The organism is Pelagimonas varians, from assembly GCF_003208435.1.
Taxonomy (GTDB): domain Bacteria; phylum Pseudomonadota; class Alphaproteobacteria; order Rhodobacterales; family Rhodobacteraceae; genus Pelagimonas; species Pelagimonas varians.
In genome coordinates this window covers 155235-179748 of sequence record NZ_QKMF01000005.1, presented here as the reverse complement: position 1 = coordinate 179748, position 24514 = coordinate 155235, and the positions used below count along the sequence as shown (strand labels likewise).

The 24514-nt window shown below is 55.7% G+C and carries 25 protein-coding genes and 1 tRNA gene; 5 read left to right on the top strand and 21 right to left on the bottom strand.

What is annotated here, in order from left to right; all coding sequences use genetic code 11:
- Nucleotides 1-26 precede the first annotated feature (26 nt).
- Entirely contained in the window at nucleotides 27-725 is a 699-nt protein-coding gene (locus C8N36_RS08655; RefSeq protein WP_097804308.1) for a helix-turn-helix transcriptional regulator, read from the top strand.
- Between the two features lie 71 nt (nucleotides 726-796).
- Here C8N36_RS08655 and C8N36_RS08650 read toward each other — a convergent pair whose 3' ends face one another.
- The 10 genes from C8N36_RS08650 to C8N36_RS08605 all read right to left on the bottom strand — a co-directional run bounded on the left by C8N36_RS08650 (nucleotide 797) and on the right by C8N36_RS08605 (nucleotide 9357).
- Nucleotides 797-1279, bottom strand: a complete 483-nt coding sequence (locus tag C8N36_RS08650; RefSeq protein WP_097804307.1) for a hypothetical protein — start codon at nucleotides 1277-1279, stop codon at nucleotides 797-799.
- Nucleotides 1279-1761, bottom strand: coding sequence for an RNA pyrophosphohydrolase (locus C8N36_RS08645; protein ID WP_097804306.1), 483 nt, complete (start codon nucleotides 1759-1761; stop codon nucleotides 1279-1281). The genes C8N36_RS08650 and C8N36_RS08645 overlap by 1 nt, the downstream gene beginning before the upstream one ends.
- A 131-nt stretch (nucleotides 1762-1892) precedes the next feature.
- Nucleotides 1893-3230, bottom strand: a complete 1338-nt coding sequence (locus C8N36_RS08640) for a S41 family peptidase (RefSeq protein WP_097804305.1) — start codon at nucleotides 3228-3230, stop codon at nucleotides 1893-1895.
- 6 nt (nucleotides 3231-3236) lie between these two features.
- Nucleotides 3237-4352, bottom strand: coding sequence for a murein hydrolase activator EnvC family protein (locus C8N36_RS08635; RefSeq protein ID WP_097804304.1), 1116 nt, complete (start codon nucleotides 4350-4352; stop codon nucleotides 3237-3239).
- Complete coding sequence (gene gpmI, locus C8N36_RS08630) at nucleotides 4349-5857, bottom strand: 2,3-bisphosphoglycerate-independent phosphoglycerate mutase (RefSeq protein WP_097804303.1); 1509 nt, start codon at nucleotides 5855-5857, stop codon at nucleotides 4349-4351. Before gpmI ends, C8N36_RS08635 begins: the two co-directional genes overlap by 4 nt.
- Before the next feature lie 148 nt (nucleotides 5858-6005).
- On the bottom strand, nucleotides 6006-6623 hold the full coding sequence (locus tag C8N36_RS08625; RefSeq protein ID WP_097804302.1) for a hypothetical protein: 618 nt from the start codon (nucleotides 6621-6623) through the stop codon (nucleotides 6006-6008).
- The gene (locus C8N36_RS08620; RefSeq protein ID WP_245910768.1) at nucleotides 6623-6916 is read right to left on the bottom strand and encodes a hypothetical protein; all 294 of its coding nucleotides are present in this window, start codon (nucleotides 6914-6916) and stop codon (nucleotides 6623-6625) included. Before C8N36_RS08620 ends, C8N36_RS08625 begins: the two co-directional genes overlap by 1 nt.
- A 281-nt stretch (nucleotides 6917-7197) precedes the next feature.
- Nucleotides 7198-7806 (bottom strand): pyridoxamine 5'-phosphate oxidase family protein, encoded by a 609-nt coding sequence (locus C8N36_RS08615; RefSeq protein ID WP_097804301.1) that lies wholly within the window; start codon nucleotides 7804-7806, stop codon nucleotides 7198-7200.
- 28 nt (nucleotides 7807-7834) lie between these two features.
- A complete protein-coding gene (locus tag C8N36_RS08610; protein ID WP_097804300.1) occupies nucleotides 7835-8302 on the bottom strand; it encodes a nuclear transport factor 2 family protein in 468 nt (155 codons plus the stop codon).
- Between the two features lie 59 nt (nucleotides 8303-8361).
- Complete coding sequence (locus tag C8N36_RS08605; protein ID WP_097804299.1) at nucleotides 8362-9357, bottom strand: alpha/beta fold hydrolase; 996 nt, start codon at nucleotides 9355-9357, stop codon at nucleotides 8362-8364.
- A gap of 129 nt (nucleotides 9358-9486) precedes the next feature.
- On the opposite strand from C8N36_RS08605, the gene C8N36_RS08600 reads away from it, so the two are divergent.
- Both C8N36_RS08600 and C8N36_RS08595 read left to right on the top strand, forming a co-directional pair.
- Nucleotides 9487-10401 (top strand): LysR family transcriptional regulator, encoded by a 915-nt coding sequence (locus C8N36_RS08600; RefSeq protein WP_097804298.1) that lies wholly within the window; start codon nucleotides 9487-9489, stop codon nucleotides 10399-10401.
- A gap of 310 nt (nucleotides 10402-10711) precedes the next feature.
- Nucleotides 10712-11614: a CPBP family intramembrane glutamic endopeptidase gene (locus C8N36_RS08595; RefSeq protein ID WP_170125838.1), complete on the top strand. Its 903-nt coding sequence runs from the start codon at nucleotides 10712-10714 to the stop codon at nucleotides 11612-11614.
- A 638-nt stretch (nucleotides 11615-12252) separates the two neighbouring features.
- On the opposite strand, the gene C8N36_RS08590 is transcribed toward C8N36_RS08595, so the two are convergent.
- From C8N36_RS08590 to C8N36_RS08570, 5 genes are all read right to left on the bottom strand, one after another.
- Nucleotides 12253-12342, bottom strand: a tRNA-Ser gene (locus tag C8N36_RS08590).
- Between the two features lie 70 nt (nucleotides 12343-12412).
- Nucleotides 12413-14062, bottom strand: a complete 1650-nt coding sequence (locus C8N36_RS08585; RefSeq protein WP_097804296.1) for a KpsE/RkpR family capsule polysaccharide export protein — start codon at nucleotides 14060-14062, stop codon at nucleotides 12413-12415.
- Complete coding sequence (locus C8N36_RS08580) at nucleotides 14040-14699, bottom strand: ABC transporter ATP-binding protein (protein WP_097804295.1); 660 nt, start codon at nucleotides 14697-14699, stop codon at nucleotides 14040-14042. The genes C8N36_RS08585 and C8N36_RS08580 overlap by 23 nt, the downstream gene beginning before the upstream one ends.
- A gap of 197 nt (nucleotides 14700-14896) precedes the next feature.
- Nucleotides 14897-15922: a permease gene (locus C8N36_RS08575; RefSeq protein ID WP_097804294.1), complete on the bottom strand. Its 1026-nt coding sequence runs from the start codon at nucleotides 15920-15922 to the stop codon at nucleotides 14897-14899.
- Nucleotides 15915-16259, bottom strand: coding sequence for an ArsR/SmtB family transcription factor (locus C8N36_RS08570; protein ID WP_097804293.1), 345 nt, complete (start codon nucleotides 16257-16259; stop codon nucleotides 15915-15917). Before C8N36_RS08570 ends, C8N36_RS08575 begins: the two co-directional genes overlap by 8 nt.
- Nucleotides 16260-16363: 104 nt before the next feature.
- On the opposite strand from C8N36_RS08570, the gene C8N36_RS08565 reads away from it, so the two are divergent.
- Together C8N36_RS08565 and C8N36_RS08560 are read left to right on the top strand one after the other, a co-directional pair.
- Nucleotides 16364-16948: a uracil-DNA glycosylase family protein gene (locus tag C8N36_RS08565; protein ID WP_097804292.1), complete on the top strand. Its 585-nt coding sequence runs from the start codon at nucleotides 16364-16366 to the stop codon at nucleotides 16946-16948.
- Nucleotides 16941-17729 carry an SseB family protein gene (locus C8N36_RS08560; protein ID WP_097804291.1) on the top strand — a complete coding sequence of 263 codons (789 nt, stop codon included), beginning with the start codon at nucleotides 16941-16943 and terminating at the stop codon, nucleotides 17727-17729. Before C8N36_RS08565 ends, C8N36_RS08560 begins: the two co-directional genes overlap by 8 nt.
- A gap of 3 nt (nucleotides 17730-17732) precedes the next feature.
- Here C8N36_RS08560 and C8N36_RS08555 read toward each other — a convergent pair whose 3' ends face one another.
- From C8N36_RS08555 to C8N36_RS08530, 6 genes are all read right to left on the bottom strand, one after another.
- Nucleotides 17733-18737, bottom strand: a complete 1005-nt coding sequence (locus C8N36_RS08555; protein WP_097804290.1) for a P1 family peptidase — start codon at nucleotides 18735-18737, stop codon at nucleotides 17733-17735.
- Between the two features lie 77 nt (nucleotides 18738-18814).
- Complete coding sequence (locus C8N36_RS08550; RefSeq protein WP_097804289.1) at nucleotides 18815-19555, bottom strand: SDR family oxidoreductase; 741 nt, start codon at nucleotides 19553-19555, stop codon at nucleotides 18815-18817.
- 9 nt (nucleotides 19556-19564) lie between these two features.
- Nucleotides 19565-21007 carry an aldehyde dehydrogenase family protein gene (locus C8N36_RS08545; protein WP_097804288.1) on the bottom strand — a complete coding sequence of 481 codons (1443 nt, stop codon included), beginning with the start codon at nucleotides 21005-21007 and terminating at the stop codon, nucleotides 19565-19567.
- A 29-nt stretch (nucleotides 21008-21036) separates the two neighbouring features.
- Nucleotides 21037-22641 (bottom strand): ABC transporter ATP-binding protein, encoded by a 1605-nt coding sequence (locus C8N36_RS08540; RefSeq protein WP_097804287.1) that lies wholly within the window; start codon nucleotides 22639-22641, stop codon nucleotides 21037-21039.
- On the bottom strand, nucleotides 22638-23453 hold the full coding sequence (locus tag C8N36_RS08535; RefSeq protein WP_097804286.1) for an ABC transporter permease: 816 nt from the start codon (nucleotides 23451-23453) through the stop codon (nucleotides 22638-22640). Before C8N36_RS08535 ends, C8N36_RS08540 begins: the two co-directional genes overlap by 4 nt.
- Entirely contained in the window at nucleotides 23450-24394 is a 945-nt protein-coding gene (locus C8N36_RS08530; RefSeq protein ID WP_097804285.1) for an ABC transporter permease, read from the bottom strand. The genes C8N36_RS08535 and C8N36_RS08530 overlap by 4 nt, the downstream gene beginning before the upstream one ends.
- Between the last annotated feature and the right edge of the window lie 120 nt (nucleotides 24395-24514).

The window sequence follows — 24514 nt, the reverse complement described above, 5'->3', positions numbered from 1 at the left end:
GTCATGATCTGGCAGTATCAGTCACTATGTCTCGGACCGAACGCCTTTTTCAACTGATGGATAGCCTGCGGCGTCTGCCGTCGCCGGTCACGGCTGCGCAACTGGCGCAAGAAACCGATGTCTCGGAACGCACCTTGTACCGCGACATCGATTCCTTGCGCGGCCTTGGTGCTGTCATCGATGGGGCTGCGGGCTTTGGCTACACCTTGATCGAAGACGCACATTTGCCGCCTCTCAGTTTTGATGACGAAGAGTTAGAAGCGCTGGTGTTGGGGCTTCGCGAAGTGGAAGCAGTGGGTGATCCGGCCTTGGCCAAAGCGGCTTCGCGTGCGTTGGCACGATTGCAAGCCAGATTGCCGGACAGTCAAGCCAACCGATTGAAACACGCTGTTCTGAGCGCGCACCGCTTTGTTCAAATCCCCGAGCCCGGCATTGATGCCAGCGCGCTGCGCAAAGCCTGCTGGGAAGAACGGCATGTCAGTTTTGACTATGTCGATCAACACGGGGCCCCGACACGGCGCGAAGTGCAGCCCCTGTCCGTCGTCTTTTTCGATCGTAGCCATTGCTTGATCGCAAAATGCTTGCTGCGCGATGCGTTTCGGACATTCCGTTTAGACCGGATGGCTGAATTGGCCGTATCCAACCAGTTTTTTCGTCCGCGTCGGGTTTCAATGCTGCGCGATGCGCTGGCCGCATACAAGATCGATACGGGGAAACACCCCTAGCGGACCATAGAATTGCATGCACCCGCAATCGGAGCCCCTTGTGCAGGGAGGGCCGGCTCTTGGAAACCGGATCAATCCTCATCTTCGTCGGGATCACAATACCCGCCGCGATAGCAGCGTTCCAAACGTTCTAACGTTCTGGGGCGGGGGTTTTCAAACAACCAGGATTCACATGGATCGGCGATGGCGTAGTGCCGCACCCCTTCGCGTTTGACGAAAACAAGGTAGAATCCACCCGATCTGGCCTGACCACACCATGATCCGGTGCAAACCACGCGTAGTGTGATCCCGCCTTGAAACGGATCCTCAAATCCGTTTGGCCCAAGCGATTCCCCGACCAACTGCCCGCGCAGTTCCACGTCCTTGCGGCCATCCTGACCAACAACATCTGGCAGGCGGCTTTCATCAAAATGCAACCGGCCCACGACCGCGCCCCAACGATCCTCCGAGGCATTCGCCTCAAGGTAACTGCGCACAGCGCTGGGTTTAAGGCAGCTAAGTGCCATCGCGGGGGACGACGCCAAAAGCGTCAGGGCCAGCAGCAAAACACGCACTAAAGATGCCCCCGAAAAGCTGCGATCACCTGTTCATAAACGCCGCGTTTGAATGGAACGATCTGTGCAACAACCTCATCCGCGTCCAACCATCGCCATTTGGAAAACTCGGGATGCGGCAAATCTATGTTGATGTGATCGTCAGAGCCGTGAAAGCGCAGCAAAAACCACTTTTGCTCTTGCCCTTTATAGCGGCCTTTCCAGATCTTCGGCACGATGTCATGCGGCAAATCATAGGCGATCCAGCCATCCGTCTGCGCCTCGACCGTTACCAGATCCGGTGATACGCCCGTCTCTTCTTCGAGTTCGCGCAGGGCGGCGGCTTGGGCATCTTCGCCTTTGTCGATGCCGCCTTGGGGCATCTGCCACGCAGGCACCTCGCTATCAAGACGTTGGCCCACCCAAGCGTGGCCATCCGCATTGATCAGCATAACGCCTACGTTTTGACGATAGGGAAGTTTGGCAATCTCTTCAGGTGTCATAGGGACCTCATATTTAGCTGCCCCAGAGCTATACCGTTCCAGCCGCGCAAGCCAGATATGACACAAAAACCGTTACCAGAAAGAAAAAGGGCGGGGTAATCCCCCGCCCTTTTTCTTTTGATACGTGTCTTTTAGTCTTTCGCGCCCAGCACTGACAATCCACGCAGAATGTCGATGGCATAAGCCAGCTGGTAGTCTTCTTCGCGCAGCTTTGCAGCGGCTTCGACCTTTTCGCGATCTTCTTCGATCTGGCGAATTTCATCTTCGGACAAAGAGTCGTTGTCGAGGCTGCCGCGCAGATCCGCTTCGGAGCGGGAGAAACGGTTTGGTGTTTCTTCCTCTTCCTCATCGGTCGGGCTGCGGCGGGGTTGATCGACGATCAGGTCAGGTGAAACACCCAGCGCTTGGATCGAACGACCCGACGGTGTGTAATACCGCGCTGTGGTCAGGCGCATTGCGCCTTCGCCGCGCAATGGCATGACTGTTTGAACCGACCCCTTGCCAAAGGACTTTGTGCCCACAACAATTCCGCGACGGTGGTCTTGCAACGCGCCTGCCACAATTTCCGACGCCGAAGCAGAGCCGCCGTTGATCAAAACAACAAGCGGTTTGCCCATTGCCAGATCGCCCGGCGTCGCGTTGAACCGGTCGCCGTCAGCTGGATTGCGGCCACGGGTCGAGACAATTTCACCTTCTTCAAGGAAAGCATCCGAAACGCGGATCGCTTGGGTCAACAAGCCACCCGGATTGTTGCGCAAGTCCAGAACAAAGCCGTTCACGTTGTCCATGCCGCCAGCAGCTTCGACCTGCTCGGCTAGGCCATCTGCAAGGTTAGGAAACGTCTGGTCGTTAAAGGTTGTGACCCGCAGGACAACGGTTTGCCCTTCAAGACGGGACCGTACGGCCGTCAGTTTGATGGTGTCGCGGATGATCGAAACGTCAAAGGGCTCTTCTTCGCCTTCGCGGACCACGGTAATCACGATTTCGGATCCAACCGGACCGCGCATCAAATCAACCGCTTCGTCCAGTTTCAGGCCCAAAACGGACTCGCCATCAACATGGGTGATGAAATCGCCCGATTCCATCCCTGCGGCGTCCGCAGGCGTGCCATCAATGGGCGAGACAACTTTGACAAAACCGTCTTCTTGCGTGACTTCGATGCCAAGACCGCCAAATTCACCGCGCGTTTGCACACGCATATCTTCGGCGTCTTGGGGGGGCAGATAGCTGGAATGCGGATCCAGCGAAGTCAGCATGCCATTGATCGCGGCTTCGATCAGGTCTGCTTCGTCAACTTCGGACACATATTGCGCACGAATACGTTCGAAAATATCACCGAATAAGTCCAGCTGTTCATAAACGCTGGCGGGGCGGTTTGCCTCTTGGGCAAGAACCGGGCCTACGAATTGCGTGGTCGCCAATACTGAGGCAATAGTGCCGCCCAGCGCGGCCATCACGAATTTCTTCATACTCAATTATCCCTTGTCGGTTGCGAACCACATAAGTGGATCGACGGGCGCATCGCCCTCTCTTACCTCTATATAGAGCGTTTCAGAGCGCTCGGCGCCACCCCCTTCACTAGAAGGTGACGAATTATTCATTTTTAATGATCCACCCATCGTGCCCACCGGGCTGCCTTCGGGCAGAACCTGACCAATCTCTCCATAGACGGTATCCAGCCCCGCCAACACAAGCAAAAGATCGGCTTGTGGTTCCAAAATGGTCACCAGACCATAGTCCAAAAGCGGGCCATTATAGCGGATCGTGGCCGCCACCGGAGTCGTTACCAAGGCCTGTGGTTGCGTGGCCATCACGATTCCCGGACGCGTGATCCCGGCCGCATCCGGATCACCCGCTTTGCGCAAAACAACCCCACGCACCGGCAATTGTAGCAGGCCCATACGGTCATCAATGCGGGTTGTGGTGCTTGGGGCGTCACCTTCGGAAATCTGCGACAACCCGCTGGCAAACCCCTGAAGCGTTTCCGTGGCGGAAATCAAAATGGCGGTGCGGATCGGGTCTTGGGTAAAGCGGCGCGGCAGATCGGTGCGATCCGCAATCGCTTTGGAAAGAGCCGTTCGCGCGTCCTGAACACCGGTCAGCCCCTTCTCCAAGGTTTGCGCGGCGCTTTGTTGAAGCATTCGCAAATCGGACACCTCTTTTAGGTCAGTACGCAAATCCGCCGCCTTTTTGGCCAAACCCGGAGTGACGGCGGCCACCAGCATTCCGGATCGCGCCATTCCCAAAGGCCCTTGTGGGTGCAACAAGGTCTGTGGCTGGCCACTGTTGCCAAGGGCCGTCAAGACACTCAGCAGCTCTTGCACTTCGGCCTCTTGAGACCGCAGTTTCAGGCTCAGTTCCGTTTCGCGGATCGCAGCCGCGCGCAGACCTTCGCGCATCGCCGTCAATCCGTCTTCGTAGGCACGCACCGTATCAGTGAGCGCCGCAACCCGATCCCGTGCCGTTTCCGCCTGATCCAACCCGATGGAGGCCACGTCCAACGCATCCGCGGCGGCGCGGGCTGCCGCGCCGCCGTCTTGCGCCGCCAAAGGGCCAGCCCAAAGGGCCAGAATCAGGCAAAACCGTTTCACGAAATCAGGCTCTCTCCGGTCATCTCAGCCGGTTGTGGCAGGTCCATGATCTGCAGCAAGGTCGGGGCAACATCCGCCAAACGGCCGGCCCGTAGCGATGCGCCGTCGGGTCCGCCAAACAGCACAACCGGAACCAGATTGGTTGTATGCGCTGTGTGCGGCCCGCCGGTTTCCGGGTCCACCATGGTTTCGCAATTGCCATGGTCGGCGATGACCAACATCGCGCCGCCCACGTCCTCTAACTTTGCTATGACCTGCGCCAATCCGGCATCCACAGCTTCGCAGGCCTTGATTGCGGCATCAAGGTCGCCGGTGTGGCCGACCATATCAGGGTTCGCATAATTCACGACAATCAGGTCATAGCCATGATCGATGGCACCAAGGAATTGCTCGGTCACTTCGCCCGCGCTCATCTCCGGTTGCAGGTCATAGGTCGCCACCTTGGGCGATTTCGGCATAAAACGATCTTCATGCGGCTCTGGCACCTCGACACCACCGTTCAAAAAGAAGGTCACATGCGGGTATTTCTCAGTCTCGGCCAAACGAAACTGTGTCTTGCCTTGTAGCGCTACCCAATGGCCCAGCGTGTTATCGATCTGGCGCTTTGGGAAGACCGTAGTCATGTACGCGTCATGGGCATCCGAATATTTCACCATACCCAATAGGGCCGAGAGCTCTACCTGACTACGGGCAAAGCCATCGAAATCCGGTGCACCAATCGCCGCAAGAATTTCACGTGCCCGATCAGACCGGAAGTTCAGACAAAAGAAGCCATCCCCCGCCTCCACGCCCTCATAGCCGTCAATCACGGTCGCGGGCATGAATTCGTCTGTAATGTCCTTGGTATAGTTCTGGGAAATTGCTGCCTCGGCACTGGGCGCAGTTACCCCCTGCCCCAAGATCATCGCGTTATACGCAGTTTCGACACGTTCCCAACGGTTGTCGCGATCCAAGGCATAATAGCGGCCAGTCACAGATCCAATCACCGCCTGCGCAGGTAAATCCGAGACCAGATCCGCGATGTATTTATCCGCCGAATTCGGGGCAACATCGCGGCCATCCGTGATGGCATGAAAAACGACCTCAAGACCCTGATCCACCAAGGCTTTGATCGCGGCTTTTATGTGCTGGATATGTCCGTGCACACCGCCATCAGACACCAAGCCCATTAAATGCGCCCGCCCGCCTGCAGTCTTGACCGCGGTGCCAAATTGCAAAACTGCTTCGTTCTTGAAAAAGGAGCCATCTTCGATCGACAGGTCAATTTGCCCCAAATCCATCGCCACCACGCGGCCCGCGCCAATATTGGTGTGGCCGACTTCGGAATTGCCCATTTGTCCGGTTGGCAACCCTACATCAGGACCATGGGTGATCAGTGTCGCGTTGGGACAAGTCGCCATTAGCCGGTCCATTGTCGGCGTCTTGGCCAAATATGGGGCGTTGGCGGCGGTGTCGTCGGACAGGCCCCAACCGTCGAGAATGGTCAGAATTACGGGTTTGGTCATAAAAAGCGCCCTTGCTTGCGGGGAGATAGGCGTTGTTTAGCAGGGGCGATCAAGGATGCGAAGGGGAACACACACCCGCAGGCGGAATTCTGACCGCGCCGGACATGGCTGGAATTTGACCCGTCTCAGATGTCACTTAATCCAAGGATCAATCAATGCCGATGCCGATATCGAAAGAAACAGGCTGGGCACCTGCGTTCAGCACTTCGATCACATGGTCGCCCGATTGCCAGAGCTGGCCTTTGTACGGCTGGTCAGATGCAATAAAATCAAGCAGCGCAGATCCGTCGGGGTTCAAAATCTGATAATCCAGTGCCCCACCTCGTGACTGCACATCAACGTTCAGGAACTGCCCGTCCTTGGCACCAATAACGTAGGAGATGGAACTGTTCGCTGCCAAAGACCCGGATATTGCTGTACCGCTTGTACCGGGTGCAAACTGAACACGTTGCGGTCCGGACATTGCTGCGCTTGGCATCGCGCCGCCGTCATCCATCGCCTGATCGACCGATAACTCGCCTATCGCACCGTCGCTATAGGCGATGCAACGCCAAGTCGTGCCGCCAGCATCTTTCATCATGACCAAAGTTCCGGCTTCGGAAAAGCTGGAGCTCAGGATTTCGCCGCCTTGGGCATCTGGCGTACCAGTCGCGCGCAGTGCATCGATGCAGGCATTATCGGCATCGGTCATCGCCATCGCAGGCGCTGCGACGACAGCCAGCATCGCGGCGGTGCTCAAGCATTTCAAGTGGATAAGACAAGACATCAGCAATCTCCTGAAGGTAGCATGGTTACATCGGAATAGCGGCCATTTGACGTGGTGATGCGCGAACATGCACCCGTGTCGCGGTTGAACCAGTATGTGGTCAACCCCTCTGAGCGGACAGGCTCAAATCCAAGGTTTTGAATACCCATCTCGGCTTGTCCCGCCTTGGCACCCTCAAAGGACGACAGATCAGAGGTATTCCCGACAGCGGGCGGCGAAACCGCGCCCGCATCCTGGATACAGGCAGAAAGCGATATAGCCGCCCCCAAAAATGCTAAATATTTTATGAGCACGAACGTTACCCCTCTCGTATCAACTTGGTCTAGATCCCAATCTAGCTATAGCGGAGTATCATATAATCCAGCCATTTTTACCACCCGCATAAAAATAGGCAGGCCCCGCCCGATGATTTTGGGTGCCGCTATTCGGCGGTTGGTGCGGCAGCAAGCAATGACTGCGACCGTCCCGAGAGACCGATAACCGCAGCGGACCTTGCCGGATACGAATCCGCAACTTCATTACAAAACCTGAACCGGTCAGGCCGGATAACTCAATGGTCCCAAGGCCTTCAGTATCATGTGGAGCGCTGAGCGAGTTTTGCTTCAAGATCACTGATGGTTGTCTTGAGCGACATGACAGCAAGATCGACTTCTGCCTGCGTATAACGCGGTGTGATATGTTGCGGGCAATTCCAGTCAAAGGCTTCGACAGTAATCAGCAGTCCGCGTTCTGCTTTTGCCCGATAGCCGCGGTCAAAAGACAAGTTCTGCGGGATGCCTTGTTCCATGAGATCAACCGAGCGCACCCTGCCCAGCACTTTCAGGCGCGTCTTGTTTGGATAATCCATAAAGAAGAGGGACACGCGGTCATTTTGGCTTAGATTTCCGACGCTTATGTATTGCCGGTTGCCCCGAAAGTCCGCAAATCCCAGCGTCTTTTCATCGATGATGTTCACGAAACCCGCTGGCCCGCCTCGGTGTTGCACATAGGGCCAGCCGGTTTCACCGACCGTCGCCATGTAAAAGCTGTCTCGCGCGGCGATGAACTGGGCCTCGTTGGGGCCAAGAACGTTGTTATAGTCGGACCCTTCGTCCATTCTGGCATAAGACCTGCGTGATCCTTCGTTCGATTGGATGTCCCTCACAGCGTCGGTAAAGGCAAGTTCGGCGAATTTGTGTCCCATGTTTGGACCTCTTTGTTGATATAGATTTTTACAGCCCGAGCTCGGATAATCCGGGGTGATCGATTGGACGCAGCCCTTGCGACCAGTGGAATTTGCGATCCTTTTTCTGAATGGGAAGGTCATTGATGCTGGCAAAACGTGTCCGCATCAGACCATTTTCGTCAAATTCCCAGTTCTCGTTTCCGTAGGACCGCACCCAAGATCCATCAAGACGCCTCCATTCATAGGCAAATCGAACGGCAATTCGGGTGTCTGTGAAGGCCCAAAGCTCCTTGATCAGCCGATATTCGCCCTCTTGTGCCCATTTTTCAGTTAGCAGTTTTTGGATTTCGGACTGGCCTTTGGGAAACGCCACGCGGTTTCGCCATGTGCTATCAATCGTGTAAGCCAGCGATACTTTTTCGGGGTCTCTGGAATTCCACGCGTCCTCTGCAAGACGCACTTTCTGGATTGCTGTTTGCTTTGAAAACGGGGGCAATGGTGGCCGTTTGGTCATGACATTCTCCGTGCGTTGAGCGGGGGTGGTGCAGGGCGATGTTCCTGCACCACGTTGGGTTAATTGGTCAGGTTTTTGGACAGGAAAGTCCGGATTGTTGCCGCAACCTCTGGGCCGTGGGATTCAAGGATGAAATGTCCTGCATCAATGAGATGCAGTTCCGCGTTTGGAAGGTCACGCAAATAGGGTGCCGCGCCTTCTGCGGGAAAAATGTAGTCGTTTTCGCCCCAAACGATCAGAGTCGGTGGCTGATGGGTCCGGAAGAACTCCTGAAAGTCAGGATACAGGTCCACATTGGTTCTGTAGTCATAGAACAGGTCCAGTTGAACGTCCTGATTGCCCGGCCGGTCTAGATACGCCTGATCCAGCATCCATGCGTCTGGGCTGACACGGGCAAGATGGGTTTCGGGCACACCGTGGGTGTATTGCCATTCAGTTGCGCCAACGTTCAAAAATTCCCGCAACGGTTCGCGGTTTTCCGCAATCGGGTCGTGCCAATAGGTGCGGAACGCATCCCAAAACTCAAGCAGGCCTTCTTCGTAGGCGTTGCCGTTTTGAACAATAAGCGCGTCGATGGCATCCGGTTCTTTTAGCGCCAGCCGGAACCCAACCGGTGCACCATAGTCCATTACATACAGGCTGTATGACGAGAGCCCCAAGACATCGGTGAAACCGTCCATCAGTTCCGCATAATTGGCAAAGCTATAGTCGAATTCGCTGGGGTCAGGCATCGAACTGCGCCCAAAGCCGGGATAGTCGGGGGCGATGATGTGGTAGGTGTCCGACAACTCTTGGATCAGACCACGGTATTGCTGAGACGATGTGGGGAAACCATGCAACAGCAACAAAGTTGGCGCGTCTGAACGACCTGCTTCGCGGTAGAAGATTTCCTGGCCGTCGACATTCACAGTATTGTAGCGAACCGCAACTTCGGCCAATGCCGAATGTTGGATGTTGTCGGTACCGGCCGCCAAAAGCGGGGCTGCAAAGGGTGCAGACAGGGCCAGAGAGATTAGGCCAGACCACAAGACTGGTTTGAGCGCGTTCATGTTCATATCAAAGTCCTTCGATTAAATGCCGCCGGGTTTCTTGGGTGTTTGCGGCCGATGGACAAGAGATAGCGCCCTTTTAAAACTGGAAGAATTAGTGTAATTGACAATTGATTATTGCAAAAAGTGGAATTAATGGACCGCCTACTCCAAATGGAAGTCTTTGCTGCCATCAACGATAGCGGCAGCTTTGTCCAAGCCGCCAATCGGCTACGAATGTCGCCGCCTGCCGTCACACGTGCTATGAATGCGCTCGAAGAGAGGTTGGGTGTTCAACTTTTGACGCGGTCAACACGGCAACTTGCGCTCACCGATGCCGGAGCACGGTTTTTGGATGCGTCCCGTCAACTGCTTTTTGATATCGACACTGCGGAAAAACAGGCCGTTGGCGAAACCGGCGTCGCCCAAGGCCATTTAACCGTTTCGGCGTCGATGACATTCAGTCAGATGATCGCGGCTCCGGTTGTTCGCGCCTTTCTGGCTTCGCACCCCAGAATATCGGTTTCATTGGTCGCCGTTGATCGGGTCACAAACCTGGTCGAAGAGGGCATTGATGTCGCGATTAGAATTGGTGATCTGCCGGATTCAAGCCTTATGGCAAAAAGGTTGGGCATGGTTCGCAGGCTGTTCGTTGCAAGCCCGGACTATCTGGATCGTCGCGGCATACCTTCCGAGCCTTCTGATTTGAAACTACATTCCATCATTGGCTTCACCGGCATTATGCCCAGCCATGACTGGCACTATAAGACCAAAGCAAAAAGAGGCCATGTTCACTTGCACCCTCGGCTAGACGTGAACGACGCCGCAACTGCGCTGGCTGCTGCATCCGCGGGAGAAGGAATAACCATGGCACTCTCGTACATGGTTGCTGATCAAATTCGCTCAGGCACACTGGTGCCCGTGCTCGAAGAGTACACACCGCACGCAGTTCCAATCCATCTTGTCTACGCTCAAAGCAAACTGGTTGCTCCAAAAGTACGGGCCTTTCTGGATTTCTCCGCCGATAGGCTACGCACGAAAATCGAGGGCACGGATATGGAAAGCCTTTAGGCGCTCACAAGTCCGGCTTTTTCTGGCAGCTATCGGTCATTCATGCCATCACAACGCTCATGGCAGCGCAATTCACCTTGCTGGGTGAATGTGAGGTAACGTATGCCCAGTGTCTCTTTGAGACCGTCGCTTGTGTTCGCTTGATCCATATTCTGAGCGTTCTTTTGCAAGGGATCGCAAACGCGAATGCACCTGCCTCACCAAAACCTGTATAACATCCCAACAGCACTAACCCTGCCAAATGATTTTAAGCGTTTTTTTCTGTCTGGCTCCTGCGCTTTGTTCGGGACAGCAAAAGGTAATATTGTTTATGACGCCGCCACTCGCAAAACCTGTCTCGCGCAGGCCGCTTTACACTTTTTTGGTCTTGGCAATCACCGTTGCGGCCATGGGTTACGCACTTGCCCTTCGCATGGGCGACGAAAATCGTGCCGTGGGGATATTGTTGGTACAATTTGCCCCGCTTCTAGCCGCGTTCATCACTAAGTTTTCTTTTCAGCGCAATTTGCGTGGTTTGGGCTGGGGCTGGGGGCGCAGCCGGTATCTGTTTGCGGCCTATGGGTTGGCCTTTGTGATACCGCTGCTGAGCTTTATCCTCATCTGGGTTTTTGGCTTTGGTGGATTCTATGACGGGGCGTTTGTCGCTCAGGCGCAAACCGACATTGCAGATATGTTTGGCCTCGAACTAAGCAGCCCTTGGGGTGTCATGATAGCGCTCTTGGTATTGGGCGGTACAATCGGGTTGCTCACAGCATTTGGCGGCATCGGCGAGGAAATAGGGTGGCGCGGTTTTCTTGTACCAGAGCTTTCCAAGCACTTGGATTTTACAAAAACCGCACTCGTGAGCGGTGTTATCTGGGCGGTTTATCATTGGCCATTGTTGATCTTTTTGCTTGCTCCGCGCCTTGGGGTATCACCGTTTCCGATGCTGATTATCAGCCTGGTCGCCGGTATCGGGCTTAGCACCGTTATGGCGTGGCTGCGCCTAAGGTCCGGCAGTGTTTGGACGGCAGTGATTTTTCACATGGCGCTCAATGCATATACCCAAGGTTTCTTCCAAAACATAACTTACGAAACATCTTGGCTCACCCATTACGTTTCTGGCGAACACGGGTTGATGTTGGCGTTGGTGAGCGCGGCATCTGGCTATTGGTTTTGGCGCAAACGCGCAGAAATCCCCATCGAATCCGGCCAAGCGCAAATGTCTGGATAAGAGGCACCGCAACACAGCGAATTCCCATAAATTGAGATGAATCCGTGCAGGGACTGAACTCGGTCAGCAGGCCTGGGCGGACAGCCGCAAGGTCTACGGATATCGCAAGTTGACGGATAAACTACGTAATGCTGGCGAGACCTGTTCTGACGGTCTTGCGGCATGCTTGGCCAAGGCAAAGGGTCTTGATCCACTCAGATCAGTGTTCCCAATTCGCCGGCGCGGCGGTCTCCAGAAAACACAACTTGGGCACCATCATGAACCTTCGTGGAAATTGCCCCCTTCTCATGCATGAGAAGGCAATGGACAATGCAATCGCACAGAGCTTTTGCTGCTATTGAAACGGGACTGCATCCAGCGGCGGGCCTACCTGACACGCAAGCACACGAACAACGCAGGCGTCTATAAGACTAGGGGCACCTCAGTTTGCAGATGTTGTGTTAAGAGTTTGAAGCGGACTAAGGCAAAATAATCCCAACACGCCTTCACATTTGGGCCATCCCTAAGCAAACACGTCAGGTCAATGATGATGGTTGCCTCTAAAAAGGAAGATGCCGAGAACCCGTCGCACACAAGCGCAACCAAGTCGGCGAGTGCAGCAGGAAACTACCCATTTAGTGAATAAGCTTAAAATGATATGGCGGAGAGGAAGGGATTCGAACCCTCGAGACGGTCTCCCGCCTACACACTTTCCAGGCGTGCGCCTTCGACCACTCGGCCACCTCTCCGCCGACCCGTCTAACGGAAAGCATAGGGGGGCTGCAAGTCGATTTCCTGCCCCCCACAATTTTTTTTCGGTTAACTTGAAACCTGCTCGCGCAAGATTGATGCTGTCAAAGAAATCATCAGATAGATGCCGCCAAAAATCAGAAACGCCAGAACAGTATTTTCAAACTTACGCGGATAGGATGGATCCTCCGAGGCCACAGGCTTAACCGAAGTTGTCAAATATCGCGCCTGACTAGATGCATCGCGGCGGGCTTGTTCCAAAGTCTGCAAGGCGGTTTGGAGCATGAGATCGCGCGTCGCCAAGTCGGCTTGGGCCAGTTTGATCTGTGCCGCCTTTTCAGCCAGAGAATTCTCACCCGTTGTCGCGGAAACCATACGTGAATTCAGCTGCACGAGCAAAGCTTCCAACCGGCCGATATCACCGCTCGCGCCATCTACTTTGGCCTTGTTTGGTCGCGGATTGTCCAACAGGGCAGCCAGTTGCAAACGCTTTTCCTGAATTTGTAACTCATAAGTGTTGATCTGCGCCCGCAGCGAGGCAATCTGGGCGTCGGGATCAACCGCATTGGTATCTTGCTGTAACCGCACCAGCTTTTCCAGCGCGGCTCGTCGCGAAACTTCGGCATCGAGCAAGCCTTGGTCGGCATCGCTAACAGCGTTGGACCGCTTGCGCAGGGACAGATTATCAACACGTTCTTCGGCATAGCCGATCAGCGCCTCGCTGAATTCAGTGGCAACCTGCGGATCTGCAGCCATAATCTCCATACGGATCACACCCTCTGTCGGGTCAAACCCGATTTCCACGTGCCGCTTGTACAGCTTGTACGCCTCTTCGTTCGAAGGGTTTTCGGTCAAGCGTTGAATGGGGTCGATGTCCTCAGCGGTGAAGTGTGACTTGAAGCCAACGTCTGAATCAAGCCGCAACATAGCGTCCTTTGACTGCAGATAACTTTGAACGGCAATGGCATCTTGAGCCGTGGCAAAAGGTGATCCCGCCAAGAAACCCGGTGTCGCGCCACCTCCATCATTCTTGAGAATCAAAAATTCAGATTTGGTCGAGAACATCGGTGTGGCGACCGCATAGAAATAATAACCAGCGAGCAATGTCGGAAGGAATACAAAGGCTGTCAAACGCGACAACAGCAGCAATTGCTTTTTCCGGCGCCGGCCAGCCAGTTCGCGTTGGATTTTCATGATCTCATTGGCCCGCCGTTCAGCCGGGTTGGCCAATTCTGTCGATGGCAATTGTTCCTTTTTCAACTCCATCGTTTGTGGCAATTGCACGCGGGCTTCAGGTTTGTCCGCGACTGTTTCAGTGCCTTCCGGCTTGACCAGTTCCAGCATGTTGGTGCGCTGGAAAGGATCAATACCTTTGACCCGAAGCAGGCGAACAGCATCAAAATCAGACGTCGGAGCCAGCCCGTGTTTTTGCGCAACCCGGCGCGCCATACGCAATTGGCGTCCGGTCAATCCTTCTTTTCGAATCGCGTCCATGTCCGTTTCGCCCGCAACCTGTGCAGCAGATGAAACCTGGCCTGCCATCGGAGGCTGTTGTGGTGCTGCGGGTTCTGATGGCTTTGGGTGCGTTTCGCTTGGGGATGCCGCAGAGGGACGCGCGGTGCGTGCCTCATTTACGAGCAAACCCGCGTCAGCCGTGGCTTCTTGCGCTTCGGACGAGCGCCGGATACGGAACTTTTTAGCCTTGGGTTTCATAGTCATAGAGCTGTTTCGCTTCTTCCAAGGTTTCAAACATATGCAATTTGCCATCCATCAACACGGCGGCTTTGCGTGCAAATTTTTCAAGTATTTTTGGCTGGTGCGACACGATGATGATCGTTGTCGTTCGCAGCCGTTCAGCCAGAATATCCCCGGCTTTTTTGTTGAAGGCTGCATCCGTCGAATTCGGCATACCTTCGTCAATTAGATAGATGTCGAAATCCAGCGCCAACATCAGCGAGAACGTAAACCGTGACCGCATGCCGGATGAATACGTACCGATCGGCTGATCAAAGTATTCCTCGAGACCACAAAGCCAGCGGCAAAAAGCTTCGACATAGTCAGGGTCCAGCCCGTACATTTTCGCAATGAAACGGGCATTTTCGCGTGCCGAAATCTTGGAAACAACGCCGCCCATAAACCCGAGCGGAAAGGAAACACGGCTGGTGCGGCGCACCTCTCCCTCATCGGGTTTTTCCAAACCGGCCATCAGCTTGATCAGGGTCGTTTTACCGGTGCCGTTGGGGGCCAAAATGCCAAGCGATTCACCAAGGTTCACGCGAAAAGACGCGCGATCAAGGATAACCTTGCGCTGCTTTCCTGTCCAAAAGGACTTGCTGACCATGTCAAACTCTAACATTGGGTTGCCCCGACTCTGCTCGTTTCGCCCCCTTTTTATCGGGGTTTCCTGATTTCTAGGTGCAGACTAGGGCCATATTATGGCTAGAATTGGAAACAAAAACAACGCAGACCCCAAAACGGGGCCTGCATGCGCAACAATTGACTGATTGCTCTTATGGAAATTCATCTGCCTCGGGCGGATTTTATGCATTTCCCTCAGGCAACTGCGCCCCAAGCCAAGCCAGCGATCACCGATCCGGTCAAGGCAAACCCAAGATAGGCTCCGAACACTTTGGGTTTGACCAAGGCCCAAACCGCAATCGCTGCCGGTATGCAGCTCACACCGCCCGCCAGCATAAAGCTCATCGCCGCCCCGTCCGCCATGCCCATGTCCAGAAGCTCCTTGACCAAAGGCACAGCCGCATAGCCATTCAAGTAGGCGGGCATGCCGACAAGCGCCCCAAGCAAAATTGGTTGAACACCCTCGCCGCCCAAGACCTGCGCCACCAAAGAGGCCGGGACATGGCGGATCATCACCGCTTCGATCACATAGGCCAGCGTCAGCCACTTGAGCAAAAAGACGGCGTTTTCCATCGCAGTTGTCCGAAAAACTTCAACTCGGGCGCTATCGGTCCAAAACTTCCACTCCGGCTTGGCCGAAAACGGCTTTTTGACACCGCAGCAGCCACCCACCTGTTGCTTTTCCCGCAAAGGGTCTGTGAAGACGGCCGTACGTTTAAGCGCCATCGTGCCCAATCCACCAAAAACACCGATGCTGACCGCAGCCACCACCTTGGCCGAAGCGAATTCAAACCCCAAACCGCCGGCCGTGATCGAATACATCGCAGGATCCATCAAGGGTGAAGCCAGCCAAAAGGCCATAACCGCACTTAACGGGGCCCCGACAGCCAAAAGTGCCGCAATAAAGGGAATGACTTCGCATGAACAAAACGGAGACAAGCCGCCCAGCAAGGCCGCAAACCCGATCATGCGCAATTCGCGGCCTTCAAAGGCCTTTGCCAACAGGTTCTCTGCACCGGTTGCCTTAAGATACCCAACCGCAAGAACGGCAAAAACAATGAAGGGCGCAGTGCCAAGCAAAGCATCGGCTGTGAACTGTACCGTTGGCCAAAACTGCGGCGTTTCGAACACCGCAACGGCCAATAGAATTAGCGCAGAGGCAAACCATGCCTTCGAGATTTTGGGCCACTGCGGCCCTTGTGATTGCGAAATATCAGCCATGCTGGTGATCCTTGTCCGGTGCATCACAATCCGCGCAGCATTGACGCAACAGGTATTCCGACAACGCTTGTACTTCGGCGTAATCTGCACCGGCACATATTGTGCTGCGGCCTTTTTTTTCCTGTTTTACCAATCCGGCGGCGGATAGAATTTTCAAATGATGGGTCAGTGTTGACCCGGTTATCCCTGTCCGTTCTCCCAACGCGCCTATCGGCAACCCTTCGGGTCCTGCGCGCACCATTGTGTGCAACACCAAAAGACGTTGTTCGGATCCAAGCGCCGCAAATTTCGATGCAGCGGTTTCTAGGGTGAGTGTCGGAGTGTCATTCATTTTCATATTTCTAGTATTTTCGAAATGAAAGATTCGCACAAGCTTTATTTCGAAATTTATCGAAATGAAGAAGGGATGCACCTTCGAACCAGACAGGCTACACCCAACAAATGGAAAAATTGCTCAGCGACATTCGTGCCTGCACGCTGTGTGCCGATCGGTTTTCTAAAACCGAAACCGGTCACGCGCCTCGACCGGTTTTGCAGATATCGCCAACGGCAAAGATCCTGATCGCCGGACAGGCTCCGGGGATGAAGGTACACCTTTCCGGGAAACCCTTTACCGATCCTTCCGGCGACCGGTTACGCGATTGGATGGGTGTCTCGGACGCCACCTTTTACGATGCCACCCAAATTGGCATTTTGCCGATGGGGTTTTGCTTTCCCGGCTATCGGAAAGGCGCTGATCTGCCGCCTCCGCCCCTGTGTGCGAAAACCTGGCGAGCGCAAGTTTTGAGCGCGATGCCAAATGTGCAACTGACGCTGCTCATCGGTGGCTACGCCCAAAAGTGGCATTTGCCCGATGCAGGTAGCGTAAATGACACGGTTGCACGGTGGCGCGACTTTCTGCCCGACATCCTGCCCTTGCCCCATCCGTCCTGGCGCAATACCGCTTGGCTGAAACGCAATCCATGGTTCGAAGCCCAGCTCCTGCCCGTTCTTCGCACCAAAATCCAAGAGGCCTTGAATGACTGAGACCCAAATCGACGCAGCTTTCGCAGCCATGGACGCGGCCCCCCAAGATGATGCTGCACGCCTCCGCTTTTACGACGCATTGGCCAGCACGGAACTCTATTTGATGCTAACCGAGGAGCCAACCGGCGAACAGATTTCTCCAGAGGTGTTTGAGCTGCAAGATGCGTCGTTTGTGTTGGCCTTTGACCGTGAAGACCGGATTTCGCAATTTGCCGGCCGTCCAGTACCTTATGCCGCCCTGCCCGGTCGTGCTTTGGCGCAAATGCTGACGGGTCAGAACATTGGCTTGGCGCTGAACCCAGAGGTTGCACCGTCAGAGTTTTTGATGCCGCCGGACGCCCTGACATGGCTATCAGGCACTTTGGATCACGGACCAGAGGAACGCGAGGCACGTCCCGAACGGCTCTCTGCACCGCGCGGCTTACCCGACAGCTTGATCACAGCGCTGGACGGAAAACTTGCCAGCGCCGCCGGTCTTGCCCGCGCCGCCTATCTGGCTGCGGTCACCTATGATGATGGCAGTCAGGGGCATCTGTTGGGTATCACCGGCGCAATCCCCGACGCCCAGCGCGCCCTTGCCGGTGCGGTGAACGAAGCCTTGGTGTTTTCAGGTCTCGAAGCAGGTGTTCTGGATGTGACCTTTGTTGAGGACACCGACATTCTGGCTGCTGAACTGGCGCGTGTGGCCCTGCGGTTTGACCTGCCGGAACCACCCGACCCCAAAGAAGTTGTGCATGTAACGCCGGGCTCTGATCCCGACAGCCCGCCGATCCTGAAGTAACAGCTATGTCAGTCCAAGGTCTTGTTTTAGCGTAGGCAGTGTATCCCCCGGCTCTGGCCGCGCTTCCCAAACAGCACGGGCAATGGCACGGGCAAGGCACAGGCTGGCCGCGTGTCCAATTCCGGCCAGCTGAATACCGGGATCTGTCAAGGCCACCGCACCGGTCGAAGATGCGAACACCAAATCGCCATCCATCGGGCTATGCGCAGGCAAAATCGCACGCGCCATACCGTCATGTGCAGCAACCGCCATGCGGTGGCATTGCGCTTTGTCCATTGCGGCATCCGTTGCAACGATGGCGATAGTCGTGTTTCCAAGGCTGGCCATTGCGGGCACCTTGCGGCTGGGCGGCAGCTCCATTCCAGGGTTGGTGTCCACCCCAAGCCCGCCAAATTCACCTTCGTACTCAAAAGGCGCGGCCCAAAAGTGTTGGCCCGACGGTGTGGTCACGCTTCCCATCGGATTGACCGCCACCAATGCGCCAACAGTGACTCCCCCCGGCAAAACCAGACTGGCCGATCCAAGCCCGCCTTTGTGCATCGCCGTCTGTGCACCTGAACCGGCCCCGACTGTGCCGATGTCAAAATCTGCCGTGGCATTGGCCAAGGCCTCCCGCCCAAGATCAGGAAACGGATTGGCCCCCCAATCTTTGTCGCCCCCGTTAAGCAAATCAAAAATGATCGCCGCCGGTACAATTGGAACGCGGGCCGAGAAAACTTCGAACCCCCGCCCCTGTTCATGCAAGGCGTCCATGACTCCTTGCGCCGCCGCCAACCCAAAGGCACTGCCACCTGACAAAACCAAGGCATCCACCCCCGGCGCGGATTTGTCAGGGGCCAGCAGATCCGTTTCCCGTGTGCCCGGTGCGCCGCCGTGCACGGCGACCGAGGTCGTAAAGGGTGCATCCGCAAGCAGCACCGTTGTACCGGTTTTGATGGCAGCGTTTTCGGCATTCCCAACCCGAAGGCCGGAAACATCCGTGATCAAATTGCGTGGACCCGGGATCATGCGTGTTTCCTGTTTTAAACTGTGACCAACATTTCAGATCTGGCGTGATCGATTTTTCTAGAAAAATCGCGCCTGCCTCATATGCAGCGGCCTCCGTCAACTTCCATACAGACGCCCGTCACCATGCTTGCTTCGTCCGAACACAGATACAACGCGGCATTGGCGAGGTCTTCGGGCGTGGAAAAGCGGCCCAGCGGAATGGTCGACAGGAATTTGGCGCGGGTTTCCGGGGTATCTTCGCCCATAAAGCTTTTGAGCAACGGCGTTTCACCGGCAACAGGATTCAGCGCATTGACGCGAATACCGTCGGGGGCCAATTCGACCGCCATGGTTCGGGTTGCTGTGATCATCCAACCCTTGGACGCATTATACCAATTCAAACGCGGGCGGGGCGACACACCTGCGGTCGAGGCCACGTTTAAAATCACCCCACCGCCTTGCGCCTTGAGCTGTGGAACCAAGGCCTGCGCGGTCAGGTACACGGATTTGCAATTCACCGCGAAAACCCGGTCAAAATCCTCGTCCGAGACCACCTCTAACGGGGTTGGCATATGAGTGATCCCAGCGTTGTTGATCATGATGTCAACGCCGCCCATTTTTGCATTCGCCAAGTCAACCATCGCCTGAACGCTATTGCGGTCCGATACATCGACATGGCAGGCGATCCCGCCGATTTCATCCGCCAAGGCGACCGCCCCCGCTTGGTTGATATCAGCAATTACAACCTGCGCGCCTTCTGCCAAAAAGCGGCGCGCGATGCCTGCGCCAAACCCTGACGCTGCGCCTGTCACAATCGCACGTTTGCCCTGCAATCTCATGTCAATCTCCTACCCGTGAAAGGCCGCAACGGTTTTCAGAGTTGAAAAGCCGAACAGCGCTTCAAATCCTTTTTCCCGCCCGTGGCCAGATTTTGCGACACCGCCAAAGGGCAATTCAACCCCGCCCCCTGCGCCGTAATTGTTGATGAAAACCTGCCCCGATTTCAAACGCTTTGCCAAACGCATCTGGCGTGCCCCGTTTGCCGTCCAAATGCTGGCAACCAATCCGAATTCGGTGCTATTGGCGATCGAAACCGCCTCATCCTCGGTTTCAAACGGAATGATAACTTGGACAGGGCCAAACACTTCTTGCTGCGCCAAAGGGTGGTCCGCTGCAACCGGGCCGAACAGGCAGGCAGGCACATAGTGGCCAGATGGAACGCCATCCGGCACCTCTGCCTTGGCCAAAACAGGCAAGTCCGCAGCTTGTTCCAAAAAGCCGGAAACCCGGTCTTTCTGGCGTGCACTGATCAATGGGCCGATATCGGGGTCACCGCCAGCAGGGCCGATCCGCTTGGAATTGTAGGCCGCCGCCATACGGGTTGCAACTTCATCGAACAGACTGTGATGCACCAAAATACGCGACGAGGCCGAGCAGGTTTGTCCGGCGTTTTGCAGCCCTGCATTCACGAGGAATGGCAATGCCGCGTCAATATCGGCGTCCTCAAATACGATTTGAGGGGATTTTCCGCCCAATTCCAACGTCACCGGAACCACATTGGCCCCTGCCGCGATCTGAACCGATGCGCCGGTCGCAACCGATCCGGTAAAGCTGAGGTGCTGAACATCGGGGTGCGCTGACAAAGCCGCTCCGGCCTCGGCCCCCAGTCCCGGAACAACATTCAATGCCCCATCCGGCAAGCCAGCCTCCTGTGCCAAATGCGCAAACATCAACGCGGTCAAACAGGCGTCTTCGGCTGGCTTCAAAACACAGGCATTGCCCATGGCCAAAGCCGCCCCAACCGATCGCCCGATGATTTGCATCGGGTAATTCCACGGCACAATGTGGCCCGTCACACCGTGCGGCTCGCGCAGGGTGTAGACCGTATAGCCTTCCAGATAGGGAATGGTTTGGCCGTGCACCTTGTCAGCCGCGCCGCCGTAGAACTCACAATAGCGGGCAAGGGCCACGGCATCTGCCCGCGCCTGCGTGACCGGCTTGCCGACATCCAGTGTCTCAAGCTCAGTCAGCAGGTCAACGTTTTGCAACACCAACTGGCCAAGCCTCGCCAAAATGCGCCCGCGCTCGGCCGCTGTCTTTTTTCCCCACTCCCCAGCCAAAGCCGCCTGTGCCGCAGCGACGGCTGCATCGACGTCTTGCGCGTTGCCACGGGCTATTTGCGCCAGATGCGATCCGTCTGACGGGTTGGTCAAATCCAAGGTCCGAGCGGGTGCGCGCCATTTGCCATCAATCAATAGGTGGCTAGGATCAAAAGGCAGGTCAGGCAGCATTGTATGTCCAGTATGTTGAAAGGGATCGTTCAGGCACCGTTCCCACCGATCCGCGGAAGTTTTGGTGCCGCGTCCATCAATGCACGGGTGTACGGGTGATTGGGGTGTTCAAATACTTCGGCGGTTTTGCCCTGCTCGACGATCGCGCCGTGTTGCATAACCAAAACCCGATCCGTGATAGACCGCACCACGCCAAGATCGTGGGAAATAAACAGATAAGCCAACCCATAGTGGCGGCTAAGATCTGCCATTAAATCCAGTATTTGGGCCCGCACCCGAACATCCAGCGCCGAAACTGCTTCGTCAAAAACAATCAACTTGGGCTTGATAATCAAGGCGCGGGCGATGGCCAATCGTTGACGCTGACCTCCTGAAAACGCGTGCGGGTATTTTGCCGCATCATCCGGTGACAGGCCAACTGCTGTTAACGCTTCGGCGATAGCGTCGCTACGAGCCGCGCCTTGGGGTGGGTCGGGCAACAGATGGAAGGGTTCGGTAATCAACCTTGCAACCGTGTGACGCGGATTAAAGCTGCCGTAGGGGTCTTGAAACACCACCTGAATCTGGCGCTGCACCATGGGGTTGGGCTGGCCACTACTATAGACTGGATCACCGTCCAGCGTGATCTGCCCTGCACTGACTGGATCAAGGCCCAGGATTGCGCGGGTCAGGGTGGATTTCCCACAGCCGCTTTCACCGACCAACCCGACACGTTCGCCGTGGTTGATGTCAAAGCGGACACCTTTTACAGCGCGAAAATACGGACGTTTGGCAAAGGGATGCCGGCGCGGCAGGGGGTAGTCTCGCGCCACGTCTTGTACCCGCAACAGCGGCGGCGCGCACTGTGCCTGCGGTAGATCCGCTTGATGTTGCGACGCTTCGAACAAAGCCTTGGTATAGGGGTGGGACATCTGCTCAAACAACTGCCGGGTTGGTGCCTGTTCGACAATCTCGCCATTTTTCATAACGGCAATGCGATCTGCCAAATCGGACACAACAGCCAGATCATGGGTGATCATCATCAATCCCATACCTTCCGTTCGGGTCAAATCACGCAGCAACTCCAAGATTTGCGCCTGAGTCGTCACATCCAAAGCCGTGGTCGGTTCGTCCGCAATCAGCAAACGTGGACGCAGTGCGATAGCCATAGCAATCACAACCCGTTGGCGCTGCCCGCCCGATAGCTCGTGGGGATACCGGCCAAGAGGAAAGCGATCCGCAGGCAGACCAACCCGTTCAAGCACAGTTCGGGCACGGATCTCGGCCTCTTTGCGGGTGGTCTTGGTATGGATCAAAATCGTTTCAGCCACCTGCGCACCAATTGTTTGCACCGGATTCAAAGCTGTCATCGGCTCTTGAAACACCATCCCGATTGCGCGACCACGAATATCGCACAATTGCCGCTCGGACAGGGTTCCCAAATCCTGACCGTCCAAAACCAGATGTCCGGACACTTCAACGCTTTGCGGCAAAAGCCCGATTGTCGCCAAGGCAGTCATCGATTTGCCAGATCCGGATTCACCTGTCAGCGCAACAATCTCGCCTTCCTCGATTTTCAGCGAAACATCCCGCAAAATCTGCGTACCCTTGATGGCTACCGAAAGATCGCGAATATCAAGCAAGGGACCGGTCATGCGCGCCGCCCCTTTAAGCGGGGATCAAGCGCATCGCGCAGCCCATCACCCAATAAATTCAGGCCCAAAACCATAAGCACAATCGCCATGCCTGGAATAATCGCAACATGCGGGGCCAGCGTCACCATAGTCTGGGCGTCCGCCAACATGCGCCCCCACGACGGGATCGGAGGCTGCGCACCCAAGCCCACGTAAGACAAGCCAGCCTCGGCCAATATCCCAAGTGAAAACTGAATGGTTCCCTGCACAATCAGCAGATTGGCGATATTGGGCAGGATGTGTTCTGTACTGATCCGCGCCGCCGACTTTCCCGCGGTTCGGGCTGCCAGAATGAATTCCCGCTGCCAGACGCTCAGTGCGGCCCCCCGCGACAGACGGGCAAAAACCGGAATGTTAAAGATGCCAATGGCGATTATCGCATTCACCGCACCCGCGCCAAACACCGCCGTGATCAAAATCGCAATGACAAGCGATGGAAAGGCAAAAATCAGATCATTCAGCCGCGAAATAAACTCATCCAGCAGCCCGCCCTGATTGGCCGCCGCCGCAAGGCCCAGCGGCACCCCGACGCCCATTCCAATCCCGACAGCTACCAGTGCCACCGCGATCGACGTTCGCGCCCCCACCATGATCATCGACAAGATATCGCGGCCAAAATGATCGGTGCCCAGCCAGTTATCCCAATTCGGAGCCTGCAAACGCCCCGAAATATTCAACGTCTCGGTGCTGGCGGGGGTCCATAGAAACGACAACAGCGCAGCCGCTACAAATAGCAACGACAGGAACATTCCGATGATCAGATTGCGGTTCATGCGCGCCGCCTCAACCTTGGGTCGGCAATGGCATAGGCCATATCGACGGCGAAATTCACAGTGATCACCGCAAAGACCAACAACATCACAACGGATTCAACGACAATCAGATCGCGCTGTGTGATACTTTGAAACACCAATCGCCCCAATCCGGGCAGGAAAAATACCTGTTCGATGATGATCGCGCCCGCCAACAGAAAGGAGAACTGCAAGCCGATGATCGTCAAAACAGGAATCAAGGCATTGCGCACACCGTGATGCCAAAGCGCTTGCCGCCGGCTAAGACCCTTGGCGCGGGCGGTGCGCATAAAGTCTTCGCCCATAATATCAATCAAAGACGACCGCATGACGCGGGTCAGGATCGCGGCTTGCGGCAGGGCCAATGCAATCGCAGGCAGCGTCAATGCTTTTAGCGCCTTCAGGGGGTCATCCCACCCCGGAAAACCGCCTGACGGGAACCAGCGCAGCTTGATCGCGAACAGTGCCACCAAAAGCATGGCAAACCAGAAGTTCGGGATGGCGACACCCAGTTGTGTCGCGGCCATGACGCCCACATCGCTGCCCTGCCCCCGCCGAGCCGCCGCAATCAAGCCAGCCGGAAACGCAATCAAAGTCGACAGCAGCAGCGCAAGCAGCGCCAAAGGCAGAGAAATCCATAGCCTGTCCGCAATCATCTCTGAAATAGGCGTGCGGTAGGTGTAAGACGTTCCAAAATCCCCTGACAGCATTCCGCCAACCCACGTCAAATATCTTTGAACCTTGGGTACATCGAGCCCAAGCTCGCTCCGCAAGGCCGCTACGGTATCAGGCTGTGCATTGATCCCGAGCATGTAGCTGGCTGGATCACCCGGCGCGACTTCGACCACCAAAAAGATCACCACTGATGCCACAGCAAGGCTGAGCACCAAAGCGATCAAACGGCGAAGTAAATAGGCCAACATAACGGCACGTTAGGGGCGCTACAGGTCGACTGTCCAGTGGCTCTTTGACCAGTTGGAAAAACAATTGCCCATCCGGCCGAAATTGATTCGACGTTTTTTGCCCCGCGAAAGGGTGGTCGT

Coding starts and splice junctions, on each gene's coding strand:
- C8N36_RS08605 (WP_097804299.1), bottom strand. CDS start 9,357: ATGAACATGAACGCGCTCAAACCAGTCTTGTGGTCTGGCCTAATCTCT.
- C8N36_RS08565 (WP_097804292.1), top strand. CDS start 16,364: ATGGAAAAATTGCTCAGCGACATTCGTGCCTGCACGCTGTGTGCCGAT.
- C8N36_RS08625 (WP_097804302.1), bottom strand. CDS start 6,623: ATGTCTTGTCTTATCCACTTGAAATGCTTGAGCACCGCCGCGATGCTG.
- gpmI (WP_097804303.1), bottom strand. CDS start 5,857: ATGACCAAACCCGTAATTCTGACCATTCTCGACGGTTGGGGCCTGTCC.
- C8N36_RS08575 (WP_097804294.1), bottom strand. CDS start 15,922: ATGGCTGATATTTCGCAATCACAAGGGCCGCAGTGGCCCAAAATCTCG.
- C8N36_RS08640 (WP_097804305.1), bottom strand. CDS start 3,230: ATGAAGAAATTCGTGATGGCCGCGCTGGGCGGCACTATTGCCTCAGTA.
- C8N36_RS08655 (WP_097804308.1), top strand. CDS start 27: ATGTCTCGGACCGAACGCCTTTTTCAACTGATGGATAGCCTGCGGCGT.
- C8N36_RS08595 (WP_170125838.1), top strand. CDS start 10,712: ATGACGCCGCCACTCGCAAAACCTGTCTCGCGCAGGCCGCTTTACACT.
- C8N36_RS08615 (WP_097804301.1), bottom strand. CDS start 7,806: ATGGGACACAAATTCGCCGAACTTGCCTTTACCGACGCTGTGAGGGAC.
- C8N36_RS08610 (WP_097804300.1), bottom strand. CDS start 8,302: ATGACCAAACGGCCACCATTGCCCCCGTTTTCAAAGCAAACAGCAATC.
- C8N36_RS08645 (WP_097804306.1), bottom strand. CDS start 1,761: ATGACACCTGAAGAGATTGCCAAACTTCCCTATCGTCAAAACGTAGGC.
- C8N36_RS08545 (WP_097804288.1), bottom strand. CDS start 21,007: ATGCTGCCTGACCTGCCTTTTGATCCTAGCCACCTATTGATTGATGGC.
- C8N36_RS08540 (WP_097804287.1), bottom strand. CDS start 22,641: ATGACCGGTCCCTTGCTTGATATTCGCGATCTTTCGGTAGCCATCAAG.
- C8N36_RS08550 (WP_097804289.1), bottom strand. CDS start 19,555: ATGAGATTGCAGGGCAAACGTGCGATTGTGACAGGCGCAGCGTCAGGG.
- C8N36_RS08585 (WP_097804296.1), bottom strand. CDS start 14,062: ATGACTATGAAACCCAAGGCTAAAAAGTTCCGTATCCGGCGCTCGTCC.
- C8N36_RS08570 (WP_097804293.1), bottom strand. CDS start 16,259: ATGAAAATGAATGACACTCCGACACTCACCCTAGAAACCGCTGCATCG.
- C8N36_RS08560 (WP_097804291.1), top strand. CDS start 16,941: ATGACTGAGACCCAAATCGACGCAGCTTTCGCAGCCATGGACGCGGCC.
- C8N36_RS08555 (WP_097804290.1), bottom strand. CDS start 18,737: ATGATCCCGGGTCCACGCAATTTGATCACGGATGTTTCCGGCCTTCGG.
- C8N36_RS08600 (WP_097804298.1), top strand. CDS start 9,487: ATGGACCGCCTACTCCAAATGGAAGTCTTTGCTGCCATCAACGATAGC.
- C8N36_RS08530 (WP_097804285.1), bottom strand. CDS start 24,394: ATGTTGGCCTATTTACTTCGCCGTTTGATCGCTTTGGTGCTCAGCCTT.
- C8N36_RS08535 (WP_097804286.1), bottom strand. CDS start 23,453: ATGAACCGCAATCTGATCATCGGAATGTTCCTGTCGTTGCTATTTGTA.
- C8N36_RS08580 (WP_097804295.1), bottom strand. CDS start 14,699: ATGTTAGAGTTTGACATGGTCAGCAAGTCCTTTTGGACAGGAAAGCAG.